The organism is Butyricimonas sp. RTP31003st1_G1_RTP31003_210430 (assembly GCF_040920905.1).
GTDB classification, from domain to species: domain Bacteria; phylum Bacteroidota; class Bacteroidia; order Bacteroidales; family Marinifilaceae; genus Butyricimonas; species Butyricimonas paravirosa.
Genome location: NZ_JBCOSQ010000016.1, coordinates 48,666 through 69,118, shown reverse-complemented (window position 1 = coordinate 69,118; position 20,453 = coordinate 48,666). Strand labels below are relative to the sequence as shown.

Annotated in this window: 24 protein-coding genes; all 24 read right to left on the bottom strand. The window is 40.7% G+C overall.

The genetic code is table 11. From position 1 onward, the window contains the following. Positions 1–6: 6 nt before the first annotated feature. Entirely contained in the window at positions 7–639 is a 633-nt protein-coding gene (locus tag AB5542_RS07070) for a hypothetical protein (RefSeq protein ID WP_087422559.1), read from the bottom strand. 151 nt (positions 640–790) lie between these two features. After that, positions 791–1,396: an N-acetylmuramoyl-L-alanine amidase gene (locus AB5542_RS07065; RefSeq protein ID WP_279038794.1), complete on the bottom strand. Its 606-nt coding sequence runs from the start codon at positions 1,394–1,396 to the stop codon at positions 791–793. Positions 1,397–1,558: 162 nt separating this feature from the next. Then, the gene (locus AB5542_RS07060; protein WP_279038795.1) at positions 1,559–1,933 is read right to left on the bottom strand and encodes a 3TM-type holin; all 375 of its coding nucleotides are present in this window, start codon (positions 1,931–1,933) and stop codon (positions 1,559–1,561) included. After that, positions 1,930–2,565 (bottom strand): DUF6266 family protein, encoded by a 636-nt coding sequence (locus AB5542_RS07055; protein WP_279038796.1) that lies wholly within the window; start codon positions 2,563–2,565, stop codon positions 1,930–1,932. Before AB5542_RS07055 ends, AB5542_RS07060 begins: the two co-directional genes overlap by 4 nt. A gap of 173 nt (positions 2,566–2,738) precedes the next feature. Beyond that, a complete protein-coding gene (locus AB5542_RS07050) occupies positions 2,739–3,119 on the bottom strand; it encodes a hypothetical protein (protein WP_147356818.1) in 381 nt (126 codons plus the stop codon). Then, entirely contained in the window at positions 3,013–3,354 is a 342-nt protein-coding gene (locus AB5542_RS07045) for a hypothetical protein (RefSeq protein ID WP_279038797.1), read from the bottom strand. The genes AB5542_RS07050 and AB5542_RS07045 overlap by 107 nt, the downstream gene beginning before the upstream one ends. 88 nt (positions 3,355–3,442) lie before the next feature. Continuing rightward, positions 3,443–4,141, bottom strand: a complete 699-nt coding sequence (locus tag AB5542_RS07040; RefSeq protein WP_279038798.1) for a tyrosine-protein phosphatase — start codon at positions 4,139–4,141, stop codon at positions 3,443–3,445. Positions 4,142–4,146: 5 nt separating this feature from the next. Then, entirely contained in the window at positions 4,147–6,498 is a 2,352-nt protein-coding gene (locus tag AB5542_RS07035) for a GumC family protein (protein ID WP_288215275.1), read from the bottom strand. Positions 6,499–6,515: 17 nt separating this feature from the next. Beyond that, positions 6,516–7,286 carry a polysaccharide biosynthesis/export family protein gene (locus tag AB5542_RS07030; protein WP_270544116.1) on the bottom strand — a complete coding sequence of 257 codons (771 nt, stop codon included), beginning with the start codon at positions 7,284–7,286 and terminating at the stop codon, positions 6,516–6,518. Positions 7,287–7,293: 7 nt separating this feature from the next. Continuing rightward, entirely contained in the window at positions 7,294–8,463 is a 1,170-nt protein-coding gene (locus AB5542_RS07025; RefSeq protein WP_279038800.1) for a DegT/DnrJ/EryC1/StrS family aminotransferase, read from the bottom strand. Positions 8,464–8,577: 114 nt separating this feature from the next. Further along, entirely contained in the window at positions 8,578–9,177 is a 600-nt protein-coding gene (locus AB5542_RS07020) for an MBL fold metallo-hydrolase (RefSeq protein WP_279038801.1), read from the bottom strand. A 28-nt stretch (positions 9,178–9,205) separates the two neighbouring features. Then, positions 9,206–9,814 carry a sugar transferase gene (locus tag AB5542_RS07015; protein WP_279038802.1) on the bottom strand — a complete coding sequence of 203 codons (609 nt, stop codon included), beginning with the start codon at positions 9,812–9,814 and terminating at the stop codon, positions 9,206–9,208. Positions 9,815–9,830: 16 nt separating this feature from the next. Next, positions 9,831–10,682, bottom strand: coding sequence for a polysaccharide deacetylase family protein (locus AB5542_RS07010; RefSeq protein ID WP_279038803.1), 852 nt, complete (start codon positions 10,680–10,682; stop codon positions 9,831–9,833). 5 nt (positions 10,683–10,687) lie between these two features. Then, on the bottom strand, positions 10,688–11,713 hold the full coding sequence (locus AB5542_RS07005; protein WP_279038804.1) for a hypothetical protein: 1,026 nt from the start codon (positions 11,711–11,713) through the stop codon (positions 10,688–10,690). A 2-nt stretch (positions 11,714–11,715) separates the two neighbouring features. Beyond that, positions 11,716–12,870, bottom strand: a complete 1,155-nt coding sequence (locus AB5542_RS07000; protein ID WP_279038806.1) for an ATP-grasp domain-containing protein — start codon at positions 12,868–12,870, stop codon at positions 11,716–11,718. A gap of 6 nt (positions 12,871–12,876) precedes the next feature. After that, a complete protein-coding gene (locus AB5542_RS06995) occupies positions 12,877–14,040 on the bottom strand; it encodes a sugar-transfer associated ATP-grasp domain-containing protein (RefSeq protein WP_340279472.1) in 1,164 nt (387 codons plus the stop codon). A 27-nt stretch (positions 14,041–14,067) separates the two neighbouring features. Continuing rightward, positions 14,068–15,129 (bottom strand): 3-oxoacyl-ACP synthase III family protein, encoded by a 1,062-nt coding sequence (locus AB5542_RS06990; protein WP_279038809.1) that lies wholly within the window; start codon positions 15,127–15,129, stop codon positions 14,068–14,070. 14 nt (positions 15,130–15,143) lie between these two features. Beyond that, positions 15,144–15,377 carry an acyl carrier protein gene (locus tag AB5542_RS06985; protein ID WP_279038810.1) on the bottom strand — a complete coding sequence of 78 codons (234 nt, stop codon included), beginning with the start codon at positions 15,375–15,377 and terminating at the stop codon, positions 15,144–15,146. 13 nt (positions 15,378–15,390) lie between these two features. After that, positions 15,391–16,788 carry an AMP-binding protein gene (locus tag AB5542_RS06980; RefSeq protein ID WP_279038811.1) on the bottom strand — a complete coding sequence of 466 codons (1,398 nt, stop codon included), beginning with the start codon at positions 16,786–16,788 and terminating at the stop codon, positions 15,391–15,393. Between the two features lie 5 nt (positions 16,789–16,793). Beyond that, positions 16,794–17,552 (bottom strand): SDR family NAD(P)-dependent oxidoreductase, encoded by a 759-nt coding sequence (locus AB5542_RS06975; RefSeq protein ID WP_279038812.1) that lies wholly within the window; start codon positions 17,550–17,552, stop codon positions 16,794–16,796. Next, positions 17,553–18,308 (bottom strand): SDR family NAD(P)-dependent oxidoreductase, encoded by a 756-nt coding sequence (locus AB5542_RS06970; RefSeq protein ID WP_279038814.1) that lies wholly within the window; start codon positions 18,306–18,308, stop codon positions 17,553–17,555. A gap of 5 nt (positions 18,309–18,313) precedes the next feature. Further along, positions 18,314–18,544, bottom strand: a complete 231-nt coding sequence (locus AB5542_RS06965; protein ID WP_279038816.1) for an acyl carrier protein — start codon at positions 18,542–18,544, stop codon at positions 18,314–18,316. Between the two features lie 29 nt (positions 18,545–18,573). Then, complete coding sequence (locus tag AB5542_RS06960; protein WP_279038817.1) at positions 18,574–19,206, bottom strand: sialic acid O-acetyltransferase; 633 nt, start codon at positions 19,204–19,206, stop codon at positions 18,574–18,576. A gap of 40 nt (positions 19,207–19,246) precedes the next feature. After that, positions 19,247–20,392 (bottom strand): hypothetical protein, encoded by a 1,146-nt coding sequence (locus AB5542_RS06955; protein WP_279038818.1) that lies wholly within the window; start codon positions 20,390–20,392, stop codon positions 19,247–19,249. Between the last annotated feature and the right edge of the window lie 61 nt (positions 20,393–20,453).

Here is a 20,453-nt window from a genome sequence, read left to right as displayed (position 1 = left end):
TTAAAATCACTCAACCGTGAGATACTGGCTAGGCGAAATACTTTTCCCGTTCTTCGAGGTTGCAAAACAATAGATCTTCACGTTCGCGTGGTTCCAATTTTTCGGAAGTGCCACGCTGGTATTGCCGTTCTCCCCCCGACTTCTTAACGAGATCAATTTCACCCGCATCAACACGCTCTCGAACACCACGGCATACACCAGATCGTCAACCAAAGCGAACCCGTTCTCCTCCGTCTGCATCTCCTGTTCGAAAGAATACATTTTATTCTCCGAGGAATACGTGACCGAGACTTCCGGAACATCCTGAACTCCGGTAGCCATTTTCAACCGTTCGTAATCTACCGTTGCCACGTGTTTTTCGTCCACGTCTACCGCTTTCATGTTTTTCGCGACGAAAGCATTCGAAGTCGTTCCGTTCCCAATTCCCACGAATCCTTTCTGCACAACCGGCAACAAGAAACGGGACAACTCGATCAACACCTTCATGCGGGCTCGCTGATCCAACATCTCCGAAGTCGGCTTATCCTTTCTCGAGAATATCCTCGCCCTAGCGATATTCTGTTTGTTCATGTAACACATCGTCACGTTACCAAGGGTTTTCGTTACCTTACCCAATAAATAAGAATCAAATTTTGCCATAACATTAAAATTTAAAAATGAATAAATCAGAAAATTTAAAATGATTCCGCACTCCCCGCATGGGCCCTACACGAAAAATGCAAGAAACTTATTTTAATTTAGAATGAAAACGCAGCCCCGTGCGCTGAAATCTAAAATCTAAAATTTAAAATCAGTAGAATTTAATCCAGTCCGCCACCCTCAACGCCGGTCCCGGATCAACTTTCCTCGATGTCACGTCCGAATGTCCCACGATATCCCCGATGGGATAAGTATCCACCAGCAAGCCACACACCTCGTTCAACACCCGCATCTGCACCTCCGTGTAATCATGCCAGTACGTCGGCACCTCTCCCGAATCTTCCGTGTACACTTCCCCCACGGGAACCTCCTTTCCACATTCCGCCACGAACTTTCCCCCTTCCAGTCGCAACTGCCCCAGGTTATCCAGTTCAATCCCGATCGAGTAATGATTCAGCTCGTTCCTTCCCCCGTAACTACTCTTCCCGGCATGCCAAGCCTCGATATTAAACGGCACCATCTGTATCACCTGCCCGTCCCGCCCGATCACCACGTGCGCTGATGCCTTCACATCCGGCTTTACCAAGAATTTTGCTGAAGACATGGCATCCATACCTGCCGTGTAATGTAAAATAATCATATCCGGCTCTCCTAGTCCCCGTCTATTCTTCGGGCATTCCAGATGAATCACCCCACCACCCATTAACCGGTGATTGACAATTGAAAAAGATGAATTAGAACTTGAAAATACATCCATAACAAAAAGTTTAAAGTTTAAAATTTAAAATTTAGAATGAAAAAGATTCCGTAATTGCCGATTCGATGATTGGGTGATTAAAATCACTTCATCGAAAATCATTAAATCACTTAATCGATAGGATCTAAAGTCATAAATCTAAAATTGATCCGTTTTTATCTTTTAGTTTTTATCTTTTATCTTAAAAATGGCCCCCGCCATTTTTTCCCCGCTCCTCCCCACCACGTACCCGCCTAACCCAATCTCCAGCAAATCCCAGAACCGAGAAGTATCCGCCAACATGGGCAAACTCGTGAAAGTGCCAACAAGTACAATAACAGCAAATATCAACATCACCAATGGCCGCCACGAACGCTGTAGCCAATTTCCGGCAGCCTCGGCTCTTATCACGCCAGCCCGAGCTTCAATCATTTCACGTTCCCGCTCGTACACCAATCTCAGTATCTCCGCCTGTAACTCTTTCTTCTCCCGTGCCGGGAGCGTCACGCCATTAATCACCCCGCTAATAGCATTGACAACATCTACTATCGGTTTCATTTCCTTCCCTGTAAACGTACATACTGACTCATAGATAACTGCTTCTCATCAGGCGAAATAAAGAGACAATACAAATGCAACGTTTCCCCCTTCCACCCGTCAATCGTAAAACTCGCCACACCATCTTTCCGCACTCCCCCTATATTCTCCAACACCCTCGGACAAAACGCCCGCCCTTCATGTAACACGACCACCATTAAATGATCATTATCCTCCACAAATCCTCGTCCACCCACCTTTTCCCATTGTAATAAAACACGACCTTCCAAATCAATCTGTCCTCTTAAATGAAACACTCGTTGTCTCTTTCCCGCGGAAAACTGAAGTTGAGAGAAATCTCCGATACGCCCATCCGCACAGAACACCTTCATATTTTTTTCAAGATAAAACGTATAACCATTGAAACTGTTTCCTTGAGCAGACACCTTCAATATCCTCCTTAACGAAGTCTCTTTCAACTTCTGGTAAAACCGGATTGCAACTAAAAATCTCGCCCTCACTTCCTGTTGTTTCATTGTCTTCGGATTATTCGCTCGAAACGTTCTTCTTGCATACGACTTGTTACCTATTTGATAAATAATCACATCCCCCAATTTCCCGTTTAATCCAAAATCATTTTTAAATGATGCCATAATTTCTCGTTTTTTAAATGAATACTCTCTCTCATTTTTCTAACGACAAAACTACAACACCTTCGAAACTTCATCACTACACACCATCCCACGTGTGTTCCTATCTTCCCACAAGCCACTGATTATTTCCAATAAAAAAAGAGGCCCAAGCACATCGCTCAAGCCTCTTTTCATCAAGCATCTTTCTTATCCCGTTCCTGTTCAATCAAAAAGATCAACCGTTTCAGGAATATCACCAGCTCGTTCGTCCGTTTGAAAATATCCCGTTTCAACTCCCTGTGATTCGAAATTTTTACCCCGAACGCCCGTTCGGCCAACCGGATAACCTCTCGATACTCCATCAACATCCCGTCCGGCGTGCGTAACACCTTCGCTAGATAAATTCCCAGCATCAGTTCCGCTATCTCCATTTTGTTATTGTTCGATGTCCAGACCGCCAACGGTCCATCATCCGAACTCCCGGCATACCTCTCCGGGTATTCCTGCCGCTCTCGGGAAAACCGGATCTCGGCCTCTACCCGTTGTAACACAGCCTCCACGCAATACCCAAGCATTCCCTTTTTTCCCCGATCCGTCACTCGCTTGGCACACTTCATCCCAAACGTGCAGGCGGATTCGTACTCGTTCCAACACCCGCACCTCTTCCTTGTAGTTCTTTTCCTTGTCACACATCCGTTCCAAATCCGCCACGAACTCCCCGACGACCAGTTCTACCTCATCTTTCGTGACATCTTTCCCACTACACTCTTCTAACCAAGAGAAAAACCTTGCGTTTAATAACTCTTTCATAACTTAAATATAAAAATTTATAAATTAAAAAACCTCGGACACTCTTCGTCCGAGGTTATATCTCCGCTTAAATACAAATTTGTAAATCTTAAACCAATAACTTTTCCGATTCTTTCGATTTCAAGAATTTCTCCAACAACTCCACCTGTTTCACCGAGTGTATGTCCCCGGAAAAATGATCGATCAACCTTGCCACCAATAACTCCCTTGCCCCTGCCATTGCCTCTTTCCCGTAAAAACCCACAAACGACAGCAAGTTCACTTGTATCCGGCATCCCCGTCGTTTCAACTCCCACACCCGTTCCGTCAGATGTTTTGCGTAAAACGGGTAACGCTCCGGGTGTGCCAGCACGGGCGTGTAGCCCTTGTCCTGCAGACGAAAAATCACCTCCTCGAAAACCGGAGACGGGGCCACGAAACTATGTTCCACCAGCACCTTTCCTCCGTGAAACGAGGCGATATTCCCTTGACGGATCAAATCTATCATGTATTCACCGATCTTGTACTCCGCCCCGGCATCCGCCTCAATTTCAATTTTCTCCTTCAATAAACGTTTTTTCAGCTCGTTCAGTTTTTCAAGAATTATCTCCGGCGTGTTCATCGGTGACGGAAAAGAAATATGAGGAGTAAAAGAAAACTGTTTCACCCCCAGTTCCAGCATCTTTTTCACGATCACCACGGAATCCTCTACCCGTTTCACCCCGTCATCCAATCCCGGTAAAATATGAGAATGGATGTCATGATCATAAGAAAAATATTGCTTGTTCTTTCTTTTAAACCAGTCCATGATCGTTATTTTTTCTTCTTTTTATCCTTGCCATCCTGTCCGTAACCATAGCCATACCCGTAACCGTACCCGTAGCCATAACCATACCCGTAACCACCGGAACGACTGACCTTGATCCCGTTCACCACGATACCCAGGTTCGCCAAACGACCACCCTTCTCCAGGTCGGCAACAACCCTCAGACCTTTTTTATCAAGCACGTTCGCGCGAACCACGTAAACACAAGCATCCGCGTACTCGCTCAACGAGAAACCGTCAGCCAGGATACCCAGCGGCGGCGTGTCAAGGATAATACACGAGAACTCGCTCTTCAAACACGCCAGCAACTCTCCCATCCGGGGACTAGCTATCAACTGTGTCGGGTTCGGGGGGACCGTTCCTCCAAATATCACGTGCAAGTTATCGTTTACCTTCTCAACCAGCATCCCCGGGTCATCAACCATCCCGGCCAGGTAAGCCGATAATCCCTTCCGGCCTTCCCTCTTGAAGTACTCGTTTAACCTCGGGTTACGCAAGTCACAACCGATCACTATCACCTTCTTTCCTGCCCGGGCGTAAGCACTCGCTAAATGCGCCGCGACCAAAGATTTTCCTTCACTCGGAATCGTCGATGACACCATGATCACGGGCGTGTCCTTTCGCTTGATCAGGTAATTCAAATTCTCCCGGATCAACTGCATCGACTCCGACATCATCCAGTCCTCGCTCTCTATCGACGTTTTCTCTTCCGGCAATTGCGGCAAAGTTCCCAGTAACGGGGCATTTACCACTTTTCCCACCTCATCAGCATTTCTCACTTTTGTATCCAACATATCCGCCACGAACATGATTCCCACGGGAAGCACCACTCCCATGAACATTCCGAACAACAATATAAGCATTTTTCTAGGAGCCACTGGATGTTCCCCCGGATCCGGATTCTCTATGATCTTAGCCATCGGCACATACATCAACTTGGCGATCTCCGCCTCTTCGCGTTTTTGCATTAAGAACAAAAACAAGTTCTCCTTCAACTCCTGCTCTCGGGCAATAGAACGATACTGCTTTTCCTGTGTCGGCACAGAAGTTAATTTATCCTCCACCTGTTGGCTTTCCCGCTCCAAACTCTTAATCTTTATATCCAATCCATTCTCCACGTTAGCAATAGCCGACCGAATACTACTCTTTAAATCCCGTAACTGAGCTTCCAAACCCAACACGATCGGGTTACTTTCCCGAGCCGATTGTAACAATTTCCCTCTACGAAGAATCATCTCGTTATACTTACTGATACCACTATTAAGAGATTCATCTGTCAACCCTAACTGTTCCGGTAATATTCTAAACTCTTCTCCTCGTCTATCTTCCAAGTAAGCACGCACACTCTTCACCACATCCATCTCGGTACCCAATTTCAATAATTCAGCATCAGTCGCCTTCTTTTGTTCCATGGCAAGAGCTGCATCCGACGTCAAGTTAGTTAACTGGTTCGTCTTTTTAAATGTTTCCGCACTATTCTCAATATCCCCTAATTCCTGATTAATGACCCGAAGACGTTCGTTGATAAACTCAACCGTCTTTTCTGACACGAGTTGTTTATCCTCTATACCATTTTGGTTGTAACGCCGAATCATCGTGTAAAGGAAATCTACCCCTTTCCCCGGATTCGTTTCCTTTAACGAAACACCCACAGCGCTAGCATTTTTCTCCAACAAACTTATCTCCAAACGCTTGTGAAAATCCGTTGCTGCTTTCCCGTAAGTTAATAAATCCACTCGAATCTCATCTCCAACTTGTAATAACGAATCATTTTTTTCCACGGTCATACGATAGTCTCCCATTGATATCGCTTGAGAAAAATTCCCCTCGAACATCACGTTTTTATCCGCATCCAATACCTCAATCTTATCTGCCCCCTTTGCAATCACGTAAAAGGTTGTATCCTTGATATTCTCCGGTAAATCCACGAGCATTCGAAAAGGAGAATCCTTGTACAGTTTCTCTTCTCTCAATACCTTTTCCCTCGTATAATCCACATTTAGTTCCAGCTCTTTTACTACATCCAATATCAAGTTCTTGGATTTCAACTCCACAATCTCATTCTCCACCATCATCGTTCCTTGAAACAACCCCAATTCCTTTAACATCGGATTTACCCCGACCTCCCCTTTTTTCGAATCGCTAATCATCACCTTCGCCCCCACCTTATACACCGGGGTCGAACTAAAACAAATATACAAAGCAATTAGAGCACATAATGGTATACTAATAGCAAACCACCACCAACGGGCCAAAATTTTATAGAAAAAAGTTTTCAGATCAAAATACTCCTCTTCTTCTGTCTGTAACAAATTATTATCTTGATTGATCATTTTCATATATTATTAATCTGGAACTATCTTGTCAAAGAAATCAAGGCCACGATTGTCGACAAACTTGATAAGATATAAGGCAAGAACGTGCTGACACTTCCCCCGGCAATCCGTCCTTTGTTCGGTTCCACGTAAACCACATCATTTTGCTGTAAATAAAAGAATGGAGAATCGATAAAATCACTTGATGTCAAATCTATTCGGGCAAAAACCTTTTCATCTCCTTGCTCCCGCATCACCAAGACGTTTTTCCGTTTACCATTAATTTGTAAATCCCCTGCCATTCCGAGTGCATCCAACAACGATACCCGCTCACTAACGACCTTATAGCTACCGGGAGCTTTCACCTCCCCTAATATTGTCACCTTGAAATTCTGGAACTGAATAGTCACGATCGGGTTCTTCAAGTACTCCGACAACTTCTCTTTCAACATTTCCGCCAACTCGTTTCTCGAAATTCCCACGACTTTCAATTTTCCCAACACAGGAAAATCAATCTCACCATTCTTATCCACGAGATACCCCCTCGGAATTTGCTGGCTAGAGGTTGTACTCACGTCACGTCCCAATCCAATCATTGGTGTATTAAAAGGTTGTGCAGATTCCAAATCATCACACGACACGATAATCGACAACAAATCATCCGTATGAATCACGGTTTTATATTCACACTCCGCTTTGATCCGTTTGTTTACATCAACATCCTGCAAATACACCACCTTCTTGCTCGAAGCACACGAAACAAACAATCCCGCAGCCCATATCAACATGATCACGTTCTTTATCAAATGCATATTTTAATTATTTACAGATACAACTTTTTATCTCACTCACAATATAAGCTACATCCTCATCCGTCACACAAGGCCCGGCTGGAATACACAATCCTTTCTCAAATAATTTCTCCGAAGTTCCGTCCACGTAACAAGGATTGCCCGCAAACACCGGCTGCAGATGCATTGGTTTCCAGAGTGGCCGGGTTTCAATCTCTTTACGATCCAAGAACACTCTCAATTCTTCACAATCCACTCCTGTCTCCTCCTTATCTATTAGTATTGTACATAACCAGTAATTTGCATTAAACCGCTCGTCTGGATTCGATTTCAACTCGATCCCTTTCACATTGGCAAATGCTTGTTCGTATAACTCATGTACACGACGGTGATGAGCTACATGCTCTTCCAATACAGTCATTTGTCCCAACCCGATCCCGGCACAAATATTACTCATCCGATAATTATAGCCTATCTTCTTGTGTTGATAGTAAGGATACGGTTCCCGTGCCTGCGTAGCGTAAAACATCGCAGCCTTTTGGGATTCTTCATTAGGCACTACCAACGCACCTCCCCCCGAGGTCGTAATCATCTTGTTCCCGTTAAAACTCAACGCCCCATATACCCCGAAAGTACCACATTTCTGCCCCTTATATTCCGATCCCAACGCCTCTGCAGCATCCTCTAATACGGGAATCTCATATTTCTCGGCCACGGCACAAATCTCGTCCATCTTGGCAGGCATCCCGTACAAATGCACCGGGATAATCGCTTTCGGCTTCCGTCCGGTTTTTGCCATCCGGTCTCGTATAGCTTCCTCCAGCAACACGGGATTCATGTTCCAAGTATCCTCTTCCGAATCCACGAAAACAGCCGTTGCCCCCAAGTAAGTCACCGGATTCGCTGAAGCACAAAACGTGAAACTCTGACAAATCACCTCGTCCCCCGCTTGCACCCCCAATAATATCAACCCCAAATGTAAAGCTGCCGTTCCCGCACTCAACGCCACCACCTGTTTCCCCTCATCTTCAACTTTCAATTTTCCATTTTCAATCAAGAAGCCCCGAAGGGATTTCTCGAAAGCGTTTACGTTCGGCCCCAATGGAACCACCCAATTCGTATCAAAAGCCTCTTTAATAAAGTCTTGTTCTTTGCCACTCATGTGTGCCAAGCAAAGATAAATTCGTTTTCGATCCATACATATAAACAGTAAACGTCCCACCACGGGCCATCACGAGATTTATTCATCCCGTCCCGCTTGAAACTCTATATTGAAAAATTTTTAATGATTATTCTACCTTCAACCCGCCGATCAAAATATAACGTTCCCGAACACGATGTCACCGTGCCCGGGATATATCCCCCGTCCCTTCGCAACCTTCGATATTACCTCCACAGATCGAACAGCCTCCTGCTTATCACTACGTGGGAAAGTAGTTATTACCTTCACTCCCGGTATAAAAGAATCTCCCGAGAACACCGCACTCTCCGTGTAATACGTCAAACAACTTTTATCATGGCCGGGAGTCTCCAATACCATCAAATACTCCCCCGGAAACAACTCGACACGATCTCCATCATGTAAAACGCCCACGTAATCTCCCTCGAAAACAATCGGGTCATCATGGTATCTCGAAAAATTCAACTTCTCCGAATACATTCCTTCTGTCCCTGCTTCCGACGTGTACACCACACATTGCGGGAACAAATCAACCATCCGGTTAATTCCGTACAAATGGTCATAATGCGTATGTGTTAGAAAAATACCCCGAATTGCTCCCTTTTCTCCTATATACTCCAACACCGGCTCAACATCTCCCACATCCACCAACCAACACCAATCCGCCCCTCCCTCTCGCAACACGTATGTATTAGAGCTAAAAACAGCATTTACAATTCGAATAATATCCATATTTACACAATACTAAGAGATGAATTTCTCAATTCGTTCCGTCAAAAGGAACAGTCGTTGCTTCCCCTTCTTTTGATATTCCTTCTCCCATGAAAACTTTCTTCACTGTCAAAAACAAAATTTTTAAATCTAACCAAAAAGAAACATGATCCACATACCACACATCATATTCAAATTTTTTTGTCCACGATATATTGTTCCTCCCATTAATCTGTGCCCAACCGGTAATACCGGGACGCACCTCATGACGCCGAAACTGTTCATCCGAATATAAGGGTAAATATTTCGGTAATAAAGGACGAGGCCCTACAAAGGCCATGTCTCCCTTTAACACATTTAGCAGTTGCGGTAATTCATCTATCGACAAGGAGCGAACCACCCTTCCAACCTTTGTTAGACGTTTCTCGTCAGGCAATAATTTTCCATCCTTATCACGCTCATCAGTCATCGTTTTAAATTTTATAACCTTGAATGTTTTAGCATTTCGTCCAGGACGTTCTTGGGTAAAAAATACACCAGAACCCCTATTGGCAAAATATAAGAACACAACAATAAGTAACAAAAATGGCCATATTAAGAATAACACACAAAGCGTTACTCCAAAATCAATAATTCGTTTAAAAAAATGACGATACATACATTTTCAATCTTTATTACAACTTTATATAAGGTTGTTGGTTCCAATCAAGTAATTTATCCGCTTGTTCCACGCTTACAAAATCAAATTGGGAAACTAAACGACAAAATTTGGGGAAACAATTCTTCAAGCCATAATATTTTTTTATATACCTAGACAAGGCTGATTCCCCTTCAAAAGACCGATATGTCTTTTTCTGGGCATAATCAAAATCCTTGATATGGAAATAAGTCATGACATAATCATTTTGTTCCACGAATGATTTTATTTTCATATAAGGGAATAAACGAAAATACCCACCCCCTGAATAGACAATCTCGTGGCCGAATATTTGAACCGGAGCGATAGGAAATTCTTTTATCATTTCTCCTTTCACTTCTATTATAGAAGGAACTTTAGTCTTGTAGCTAGGAAAGCCACCATAACTTCTTGTTGCAGGAAATATCGAGCAATCATATTTTATTCCATTTTCAAGCAATACTGACAATATCCAACTATTTTTCTCCGTAATAGAAAAAGCAGGAGCCCTATACGCATCAACCTTCCGACCTATAACATTTTCTATTGTCTCTATTGCCACCCGAGTATCTTCCTCCACCTCTTCAAAAGACATATCATTCAAAAACTTATGACTATATGAATGACACCCTATATGATGTTTTCCCGCATCTATTCGACGTATCACGTCCGGATTTCGTTTAGCAACTTCTCCCAAAACGAAAAAAGTTGCATGAATATCACGCTCCTCTAACAAATCCAAAATTCGATCCAAATAATTATTCAAGCGGTGCAACCACTCAGAACTATTACCAAGTTGATAATGCTCATAGACCCACCAATCTTCAATATCAAATGTTAATATATTCATAGTATCTATTTGTAATATACAAAATCTAAATCTGAATCTGCCGATGTGATTAAGATATTTGTATCTTCCCACATTTCCGGATCCCCCGTTGCCGTGTATAATTTTTTTGACATCTTAATTGTTAATGGTTGAAAAGAAATCAAAGCATAATTCCTTGAAGTTAATGTAATAACAGCTCCTATTTTATTCAATCTTGCCAATTTAACGACCGCATACATCATTCTTTTCTCCATTTCTAAATATTTACATCTAAAATCAACTAACGCCAACATCTTAATCTCACTAATACATGTCTTCCGCACAACCAAATACCCCTCACATTTACCTTTTACAAAATATGCATACAAACAATATTCTTTTCTTCTATAAATATCTACAAATCTCCTTTTTAGAAATTCCTTATCTCTAACCAATTCCACATTCTCTCCCATCCAATAACCATCTTTAGGAATATCAAATCGCTCTATATCTTTCACCTTCTCAAAAAGTTCGTTCTCAGTTAACCTAAAGGTTTCTGGATAGTTTTCCGTAGAATTATCTTTACAAAGCTTTAACTTCCTAAAAATAGAATTTATTACAAATCGATTCAAAGAAACATACACTCTCACGGGCGCTAGTTCAGTAAATACGTCCATAATCTTAGGTTGTATTTTCCATGCAATCTTTGTAAATCCTGTTGTATATCTGTTATTAAAACGATTTATTTCGCCATATAAGATTTTACTTAATCCCATTCCTCGTGCTTCCTTTACAATAATTGTATTACCCTCCCAGAATATTTTCTTCTCTTGATTGTTATTTAATATTTTTACAAAAAAAGCCGTAGTACAGCCAACAATTTCAGCCCGAAACAAAAGAAGTAACACTTTGTTCCAATCACCTGGTTCTTCCTTATCTAGATTCTTTAACCACCAATCTAAATAAAATATATTTCTTGTGGGAAATTCTTTCACCATAAAAGCTAAAAGCTTTTCATGCCATTCTGGAGTATAAAAAACCTTTTCAACCTCTTTTACATCTAAATTTTCCATGACTACAATCCAGCTTTTGATCTACGAAATGAAGAATTAAACATTTTTTTTATTCCACTGTAACCATTAAAACACATTGCTTTTACATCTTTATATCCCCCATCTTGATAATATAAATTTTTCCCTAAAAATTTAAACCAAGACGGTTTTACCTGAAAACGGCTAGAAGAAGCTAAAAACCACATAATATCTAATCCTAAAAATCTCAATTCTTTTCCCGGCTGATAGATGTATTCTCTTATTATATTACCTGTTAGATCCTGCACAATAATATTTGGAAAGTTTATGCCCGATACAGCTGCCGCCCTAAGTGAGGCTGGCACCCGAGGATTAATTTCTATTATTTTATATTCCCCCGTTTGAGTTCGTAAAACATCGAAATCTGCGAAACCGACCCATCGCAACTTCTCCAATGTCTTTACACAAATTGTTAGTAATTCGTCATTTTCTATCGTTCTTCCAAAAGAACTACTCCCCCCTTTTATCGGATAATAGCGTATAATTTCTAATATGGTATAATTAATTATTTTACCAACTGCATTCCGATAAATCATCACATTATAATAAGGTCGACCATCTTGTTCTATATATTCTTGTAATGTACACTCTCCAAAAACACCATAAATGTGTTGATATTTCTGCTTTAATTCCATCTCATCACGTACTAGCGTTATCCCTCTTGCACCAACGGAAATATTAGGTTTTATTAAAGCAGGGAAACCAACAAACCTCGCAACTTCATTCAAATTTTCTTGCGCCAAAGCTCTTGTTCTAGGATGAGGTAATCCATTTACCTCGCATAATTGAAGGAGTTTCCATTTATCATTTGCAATAGAAAAAACATCATAAGAAGGAATAGCACATTTAGTTATAGTTTTTGCCTCTATTTCTCGTTTATTTCTACTCAAAAACTCCGCCAAGCTATCACTCATCGGAATTATCACTTCACATTGGCTCTCAATAAGAAGCGTACAAATATATTTTAAATAGTCCGTTGTAGAAATATCTACATGAGACGGTATAAATTTATCAACAAATTTCGAATGTGAAATGGCTTCATTTTTAGATGACAAACAAAAAACATCATATCCTACCTCTTTCAAAGAACGGGCTACAGACAGCGCTTGTAAACCACCACCTAAAATAAAAACATTCATTACGCACTATTTAAAATACTTTCTATAAATATTCATTCCAGGCTCATTCACTTGAGCATCCACGACATGCCAATCATCATTCCCTTCAATAAAACAGACTCCCTCATCTGTCACGCAAATATCCCAACCTATAGAATGAATATTATAAAAATACCTGTGCAAAATAATCGCATTCTCTATCATTTCATCCCACTTCGGAATCTTTACCCCTCCAAACGCTATATTAGAATTAGGATGAACCCGTGTCTTTTTTTTCTGAACAGGCATAAATCCGAATTCATTCATAATCCCTGTTTTTATATCAACAGGTACAATGATTCCACCACTAAACCCATTATCTTTTACTCTTCCATTTTGCCCAAACCTTGCTAATGCTGCGATAGGAACTATTTCCGTTCCGTCACAAACAGTCACCAAACGTATTGTATTTATAGAATATTCATGATATTTAGCTATATCTATAAATTGTCGTTCTATTTTATCTTGTACAATCCACGTTCCATTTTGAATTTTATGTTTAAAATCTCCAATATGTACTTGTTCATCTAAAATAAATATTTTACCATTTTCGATTTTAAGAATAAAATTATCAGCATCTTTACCTCCTACAGCATTTTTACAAAAGCACGAGAAATTATTTTTAAGAAATTCATCATAACCAATAATCTCTTTCTTTTCTAAATCTGTTACAATTCCATTATTGATTAAATACCTATTATGAGGAGTAGCAAATCCCAGTGTTTCTAATAAATTTCCAAAATAAAATTTATTCATCAATAAGCAAGAAGCATTATAAAACTTCCACTGTTTTTTTACTTCATTCTTTTTACGTCGGGCATTCGTCCAAGTCACTTCTCCCACAAAATCATACATTTGTTTAACCTCACGTCGATCAAACCCCCACATATAATAGAAATTATTTAGTTCTCCTTTACGAAGTATCCATAGTAAATGATCAAGAAATATCCTATATTTCTTTTTCCGTTTACATTCCGGATAAAAAGATTGTCCACAACAATATTCTCGAAAACGCATCATTAACACAATCGGAAAAACCAAACGTCCCCCTAGTTGCATTACTTTGTAAAAAAAGAATCTTGCTGATGAATAATAATAATCAAAATAAAGAACTATTTTCTTTATACCACCAAAACTTCGTATGTTTCCCATTTCTTATTAACCTAAAAACACTCCGACTTATTTTATAACAACCATCTCTGAAATGACCATCGGCTTCGTTTTTATCCACATTGTTCCCCAAGTCAACCCCAAACCAAAAGATGACATTAACAAACTCTTTTCTCCTGTCATCAACTGTTCCCGTAAACGAGTCACCATTAACGAAGGAATTGAAGCTCCTCCCAAATTCCCGAATTCCTCCAAGTTATAAGGAACCTTCTCCAAGGGTAACTTCAATTTCTTTACAATCCGATCCACAATCATTTTATTCGCTTGATGAATCAAAAAATAATCCACATCACGTTCCTTGTCTATCCCGTAATCTGTCATGAAAGTTTCTATCGACCTGGGCGGTTTGGAAATAGCGAAAGAGAATACATTCATTCCATTAATCAGAGTATGTAACGGTGCTCTAACAATCCCGTTTCCGAAATCTTCATATTCGAAAGATTCTTTCGTGACCGGGTGACGAAATCCCCCGTGAGGAGTCATCAATGCCTCGTATCCTTTCCCGTATGTGTGAAAATCGACAACAATATCACTCGCCGTCGGATCGTACTCCAACGCCATCGCCGTGCCACAATCCCCAAACAACGGCACTCGACTTTTATCTTTCATCGACCCCATTCGCAATGCAGTGTCACCAATCAACAACAAAGCACGTTTCACGTTACCCGAAGATAACAAATTGCCTCCCGTCGTTATCGCATACATACAACCACAGCATCCCATGGGAATATCCATAGCAAAACAATCTTCCGAAAGTCCCAACCGATCTTGCAACAAACAAGACGTGGGAGGGGTCTTATAATCACCCGTTACCGACTCGAATATCAAAATATCCACGCTCTCCCGTTCCCATTTAAGGTCGGCCAATAGTTGTTCTGCAGCAGCAAAACACAAATCCGAGGCACAAACATCCTCCGGTGCTATATGCCTCTGTTTAATACCAACTGTATTATTAAACACCCCGGCCTCTTCTGGGGTAAAAAAGTCAAAATCCGTCGTGTAAACTACGTTTCGGGGGACAGCAGCTGCCACCCCGGTAACCCTCACGTTTTTTATCTCCCATCTTGCCATAAATTTCAACGTGTTTAAATTTCTACTCCGTATTTCTTCAATATCTCTTTACCCGCCTTATAGGATGTGAATCCCATGATGTCTTCCGGCTCGAACATAACATCAAACGCTTCTTCCAACAAGGCCACTATATTCAATTGATGCACAGAATCCCATTCTTTCACGTTATCTTTTGAAAAATCATCATTTAACGCACCTTCAAGTACACCGAAAACTTCAATAAAAACCTGTTTATATTTCTGTTCCATCACTCTCTTCAATTTAATTATTTAACACCTTATATAATATTTTCCCCACATTATTCCTTGGTATCTCCGGGATCACCCGAACCTCGAAAGCAGAAGCCACAATACCGGTTTTATCAATCAGCTCCCCTTTCACCTGTTCTTGATATCGGAGATCGGTTATATACACCATCATCTTTTCATCCGTCCCCACGCAGGCACACTCTATCGGATATTTCGACTTTACGATATATTCACATTCGTCCAATCCAACCCGCATCCCAAAAAGTTTCAAAAAACGTCCCGTACGTCCTACGATATAATAGAAACCATCCTCGTCCCGATAGGCCAAGTCTCCCGTTTTCAAACATCCATTTCTCGTATCCCCAAGTTTCAAATCTTCCTTACATGAGGCGTATCCTAATGTCACGTTTTTTCCCCGATAACATAATTCTCCTTCTTGATTATTCCCTTCAATCACATCTCCCAGATCATCTACTAGAAAGAGTTCTCCATTAGGTACCGCTTTACCGATACTACCACACTTCAATAAAGCATATTCCGGTGGTAAATATGCCATTCTAGCAGTACCCTCGGTCTGTCCGTAAGTGGCAATCCAGCGTTTTCCGGTCTTTTGTGCATACTCCACGAACTGAAGATTCAACTCTCGTGATAATTTTCCACCTCCCTGGGTTAACAGCTCCAAATCGGGTAAATCCATCTTGAAAAAACGCATCATTCGTAAAATCTCGAAACTGTAAGGAACCCCAGTAAAACTTGTCGCTTTTTCTTCCTTCAGAAATGTCCAGAACTCCCTCTGTGTCATGTTCAAATCTGTAGCAAGGATTGTTGCCCCCACGTATAAATGACTGAACACTATCGACAACCCCATAGTGTAATACAACGGCAATACAAGTAACGGCCGATCTTCACTTTTCAATTTAAAAAAAGTCGATATATTCAGAGCTGACGCTTCCACATTTTCGTAACTATGACGTACGAGCTTCGGACTCCCTGTTGACCCCGATGTGGGAAGAAGATGCGATAATTGCTCGTTAAGAGGGTAATTATTCTTACCCGTTTTCAATAGCGAATAATTAAAACAAATTAATTTTCGCTCAAAATCGAACCGCCCGGAATCCCGATTCGAAAGACACACGTATCCGGGTTCATAGATTTCATTCAACCTTTCCAGTAATTCTGGATCAATCTTCGGGTTTAACAGTAAAGGAACAAGTCCCGCCTCCAATAACCCTACACTCCAAGCAATTCCTCCCACATCATTACCAGCTAGAACGAACACAAGAGAACGACTCGGAAGTAGTCGCTTTAATTCTTTGGAAAATTCCGTCAGTTCACCATATGTCAACTTCTCCCCGGCTGAATCTATTACTGCCAAAGAATTTTCCTTATGCTTATCTATATTCAGTATCATAACTTTTAAATCGAAGCACAACCATCAACACCAAGCACTTGTCCTGAAATATAAGAAGCTCTTTCTGAAGCGAGAAAAGCACAAGCATTAGCCACATCTTCCGGTGTTCCCAATCGTCCTAGAGCGATTCTATTTATTCTTTCGTCTATCTTGTCTCCCGTGGCCTCGTACAATTCAGTAAACCGTTCTGTCTTCACGATCCCCGGAGCTACCGCATTTACTCGAATCCCTTGCGGAGCAAGCTCTTTAGCAGCCGATTTGGTCAAAGATATAATGGCTCCTTTCGTTGCTGAATAAGCAACCTGTCCCGGTGATCCCAATACAGCGGTCACGGAAGCAATATTCACGATCGAACCACATTCGTTTCTAGCCATAAAACGAGCGACCAACTGCATCAATTCTAACGCAGCAATCACATTCACCCGAAACATCAATTCAGTCTCCTCTCGAACGATCATCCCTATTTTCCGGTTAAATACCACCCCGGCATTATTCACTAACACATCTAATTTCCCCTCTTGCTTGTAAATTGCCATCAAGGCTTTTTTCACACCGCCACTATCTGTTATATCACAACAAACAGGTATTACTCTTGTTGCGTAACGCTCGGAACAAATCTCTGCCCATTGATCCATTACCCCCTCCCGCCGATCAAAAGCGTAAACAACAGCACCATCCTCTGCAAAACGTTCCACGATCGCTTTCCCGATACCTTGAGCAGCTCCCGTGATTATACAAACCTTACCTTGCAATAATCTTTCCATTCAATACAATGTTTTTCCGCCATCAATAATTAACGAATGTCCAGTAACAAAAGATGAGGCATCCGACAACAAATAAACAATCCCGAGAGCAACCTCTTCTGGTTTTCCATACCGTTTCAATGGATAAGTTTTCATATCCTTCTCCCGATCCTCTTCTGAATATTGCTTACCCGCAACCAAATTAGTTTCTATCATACCAGGATTAACACTATTACAGCGAATCCCCATGGAAGCCAACTCTAAAGCCGCATTTTTCATGAACACATGCAAAGCACCCTTGGAAACGCCATACATAGTATTTCCATGAGCCACGGTATAAACCCCTCCAATAGAAACAGTAAAAACAATAGATGCACCTCTCCCCAGTTTTTTCTTCCTCAACAATTTTTGCGTTAAATATATTGGGGCAAGAGCATTAATAGAAAGAATCTTTTCAATATCTACCCGGTTTATAAATTTTACTGGTAACGGTTTTGTTATCCCTGCATTATTTACCATTCCATCCAAAACAGGAAGAAATGTCATCATTCTTTCCAAATCCTCATCTATCGTCAAATCACAAGTAATCATCCGGTGCTCTCCATCTCCCTTTTCCAGCAAATGCAAGGTTTCCGCCAATCCGTCTTCCCGAATATCTGTAATAATCACGGAGGCTCCCATTTTAGAACACTCTATTGCGGTCGCCCTTCCGATACCGGAAGCCGCTCCCGTTACTAAAATAATCTTACCGGAAAGTGAAAACGGGTTATATGACATATCCACTATTGTTTTATCTTCACGTTATTAAAAAGATCAGCTATCGTATTAGCATTTCTGATATCCTCTCCTTGAATAGTTATTCCATATTCTTCATCCACCATAGCAATAACTGAAAGTGCTATCAATGAGGACCATTCGTCTAACTTTTTAAATTCAGTCTCCACAGTAAACACGGTCACATCCGTCTCATCAAACAATTCTGCAAAAAGTTCAATAAACTTAGAAATCTCCATAACTAAATATTTTATATTATTAATCTATTTTAAACTTCAATCCTTTTTGCAGGATTCCCCATCACGGTCGTTCCTGCTTTTACCTTTTTTATCACAAAACTACACGCACCTACCTTCGCTCCTGTTTCAACGATCACCTTATGATTGATTACCGCAGAAGTATGAATCACGGTTTCATCCTCAATTTTTATTCCTCCCACACAAGTAACATGCGTATCTATTCGGTTCCAATTCCCGACAACAGCATCATGCCCGATAACACTATAACTTTGGATCAAATTATGATCTCCGATTTTAACATCTGCACCCAACGCCACATAAGCTCCTATCACATTACCCGTGCCTAATTTTACATTCGTTCCAACACGAGCCGTAGAATGGATAATATTAATAAACTCCCCTCTCCGACTCAAAATTTTCTCACAACACATCTTCTTCACATTCCCTCCCATTGAGCAAGTAAAGACATCGTCTTCTTCCGGACAATATTCTTCAATAGTACCTAACATCGGTGGATACCCCTCAAAACCCTCTAACGCATTAATATTGTCATCAATAAAGCCTTTTATCACAAACCTCTCTCCATACCCTACGCATTCTCTCACCCAGTCATAAAAAGTTCGTCCCATTCCACCGGCACCAATGATTATTAAGTTTTCCATTATTTACTATTTCTCATTAAGAAGTTAAGAAAAAAAATTACTATGATATGTCGTCAACATTACTATCAAACAACGAAGCACATCCGAACAAATTCAAGACCCCCTCTCTGTCAAATGGCGAATATATCTGACTCATTTTTTCTTTTTGAGACTCACTCAATTCTGCCTCCAAGAAAAGACCAAATTCCTCTATATCATGAACATAATAGAATCCATCATTATAATTATCAATTAATGACTTGGGATGTAAATCAGCAAAACATATTTTAGCAACTTTTTTACCCAAACTCATCGCTTCATATAGAACAGTTGAATGTTCGCCCGCAACATAATCATACTGCATAAGTGTTACAAACGAGCCAATTTTGTTATCTACAACTCTGACATTGGGAATTGTTTCAATCATAGCACTTTGCTCTGACGTAAATCGCTCATGCGGATGGAGACGTATGTCAAAAAAATAATCGGGGAAGGCTTTTGCTAATTCAGAGACAGCCGCTATTATCTTGTCCGATATTTCGGGTTCCGATGCAAATAAGATATGCATATACTTTTTGGGTATAACAGAAAGTGTTTTACGAAGATAGTCTCGATAAGCCCATCCTATTACTTTTATTCTTTTACAATCAATTCCAAATTGAGATCCGACCCACATCTTTCCAAAAGCCAGAAAATAGTCAGGAACAAACATTTCATCAACAGAGCCAGAATAAAGAACAGTCTCACTCACGGTAATACCATGTTGAAACTCAAACACCGGTATTCCAAGTTCTTTACATGCCACCATTTGCGAATAAAAAGTCAACCTAGCAACCCCGAAAAAATATTTCACACGTTTTTTCCTAAAAATTCTTTTGTATATTCTTCTCTTGATATCAAATCTAGTAAACAAACGAACAATTTGCCAAAAATCTTTCCGCTGCATAAAAAATGATTTTTGAGCCGCATCAAAAAGTTCCAAATAAACTTTTCGATACCTCACATAATAAAACGGAGAAATTAAAATCTCCAACAAATTAATTGAAAAGTCTATCGCTTCCGTGTACACAATTGAATCTTGATGCAAGCGCGGTTTCTGGTGTACACCTGAATTTCCACGTTCAAAACATATATAATTGTCCAACTCTAACTTATCAATGACTGGATCAATAAATTTATCCACCCATATTCCATCCACACAATCCAATCGCGTAAAATTTGAGAACCATATATCCACTTGTTTCCGTCTTAATGAAAAACTGATATAC

What these genes read in the sequence shown, in the direction of transcription:
- AB5542_RS07065 (WP_279038794.1), bottom strand. Translation starts at nt 1,396, where the DNA reads ATGGATGTATTTTCAAGTTCTAATTCATCTTTTTCAATTGTCAATCAC.
- AB5542_RS06995 (WP_340279472.1), bottom strand. Translation starts at nt 14,040, where the DNA reads ATGGGAAACATACGAAGTTTTGGTGGTATAAAGAAAATAGTTCTTTAT.
- AB5542_RS06965 (WP_279038816.1), bottom strand. Translation starts at nt 18,544, where the DNA reads ATGGAGATTTCTAAGTTTATTGAACTTTTTGCAGAATTGTTTGATGAG.
- AB5542_RS06960 (WP_279038817.1), bottom strand. Translation starts at nt 19,206, where the DNA reads ATGGAAAACTTAATAATCATTGGTGCCGGTGGAATGGGACGAACTTTT.
- AB5542_RS07030 (WP_270544116.1), bottom strand. Translation starts at nt 7,286, where the DNA reads ATGCATTTGATAAAGAACGTGATCATGTTGATATGGGCTGCGGGATTG.
- AB5542_RS07025 (WP_279038800.1), bottom strand. Translation starts at nt 8,463, where the DNA reads ATGGATCGAAAACGAATTTATCTTTGCTTGGCACACATGAGTGGCAAA.
- AB5542_RS06985 (WP_279038810.1), bottom strand. Translation starts at nt 15,377, where the DNA reads ATGGAACAGAAATATAAACAGGTTTTTATTGAAGTTTTCGGTGTACTT.
- AB5542_RS07040 (WP_279038798.1), bottom strand. Translation starts at nt 4,141, where the DNA reads ATGGACTGGTTTAAAAGAAAGAACAAGCAATATTTTTCTTATGATCAT.
- AB5542_RS07000 (WP_279038806.1), bottom strand. Translation starts at nt 12,870, where the DNA reads ATGAATGTTTTTATTTTAGGTGGTGGTTTACAAGCGCTGTCTGTAGCC.
- AB5542_RS07015 (WP_279038802.1), bottom strand. Translation starts at nt 9,814, where the DNA reads ATGTATCGTCATTTTTTTAAACGAATTATTGATTTTGGAGTAACGCTT.
- AB5542_RS07045 (WP_279038797.1), bottom strand. Translation starts at nt 3,354, where the DNA reads ATGAAAGAGTTATTAAACGCAAGGTTTTTCTCTTGGTTAGAAGAGTGT.
- AB5542_RS07050 (WP_147356818.1), bottom strand. Translation starts at nt 3,119, where the DNA reads ATGCTTGGGTATTGCGTGGAGGCTGTGTTACAACGGGTAGAGGCCGAG.
- AB5542_RS07060 (WP_279038795.1), bottom strand. Translation starts at nt 1,933, where the DNA reads ATGAAACCGATAGTAGATGTTGTCAATGCTATTAGCGGGGTGATTAAT.
- AB5542_RS07020 (WP_279038801.1), bottom strand. Translation starts at nt 9,177, where the DNA reads ATGGATATTATTCGAATTGTAAATGCTGTTTTTAGCTCTAATACATAC.
- AB5542_RS07010 (WP_279038803.1), bottom strand. Translation starts at nt 10,682, where the DNA reads ATGAATATATTAACATTTGATATTGAAGATTGGTGGGTCTATGAGCAT.
- AB5542_RS07005 (WP_279038804.1), bottom strand. Translation starts at nt 11,713, where the DNA reads ATGGAAAATTTAGATGTAAAAGAGGTTGAAAAGGTTTTTTATACTCCA.
- AB5542_RS07070 (WP_087422559.1), bottom strand. Translation starts at nt 639, where the DNA reads ATGGCAAAATTTGATTCTTATTTATTGGGTAAGGTAACGAAAACCCTT.
- AB5542_RS06990 (WP_279038809.1), bottom strand. Translation starts at nt 15,129, where the DNA reads ATGGCAAGATGGGAGATAAAAAACGTGAGGGTTACCGGGGTGGCAGCT.
- AB5542_RS06970 (WP_279038814.1), bottom strand. Translation starts at nt 18,308, where the DNA reads ATGTCATATAACCCGTTTTCACTTTCCGGTAAGATTATTTTAGTAACG.
- AB5542_RS06975 (WP_279038812.1), bottom strand. Translation starts at nt 17,552, where the DNA reads ATGGAAAGATTATTGCAAGGTAAGGTTTGTATAATCACGGGAGCTGCT.
- AB5542_RS07035 (WP_288215275.1), bottom strand. Translation starts at nt 6,498, where the DNA reads ATGAAAATGATCAATCAAGATAATAATTTGTTACAGACAGAAGAAGAG.
- AB5542_RS06980 (WP_279038811.1), bottom strand. Translation starts at nt 16,788, where the DNA reads ATGATACTGAATATAGATAAGCATAAGGAAAATTCTTTGGCAGTAATA.
- AB5542_RS07055 (WP_279038796.1), bottom strand. Translation starts at nt 2,565, where the DNA reads ATGGCATCATTTAAAAATGATTTTGGATTAAACGGGAAATTGGGGGAT.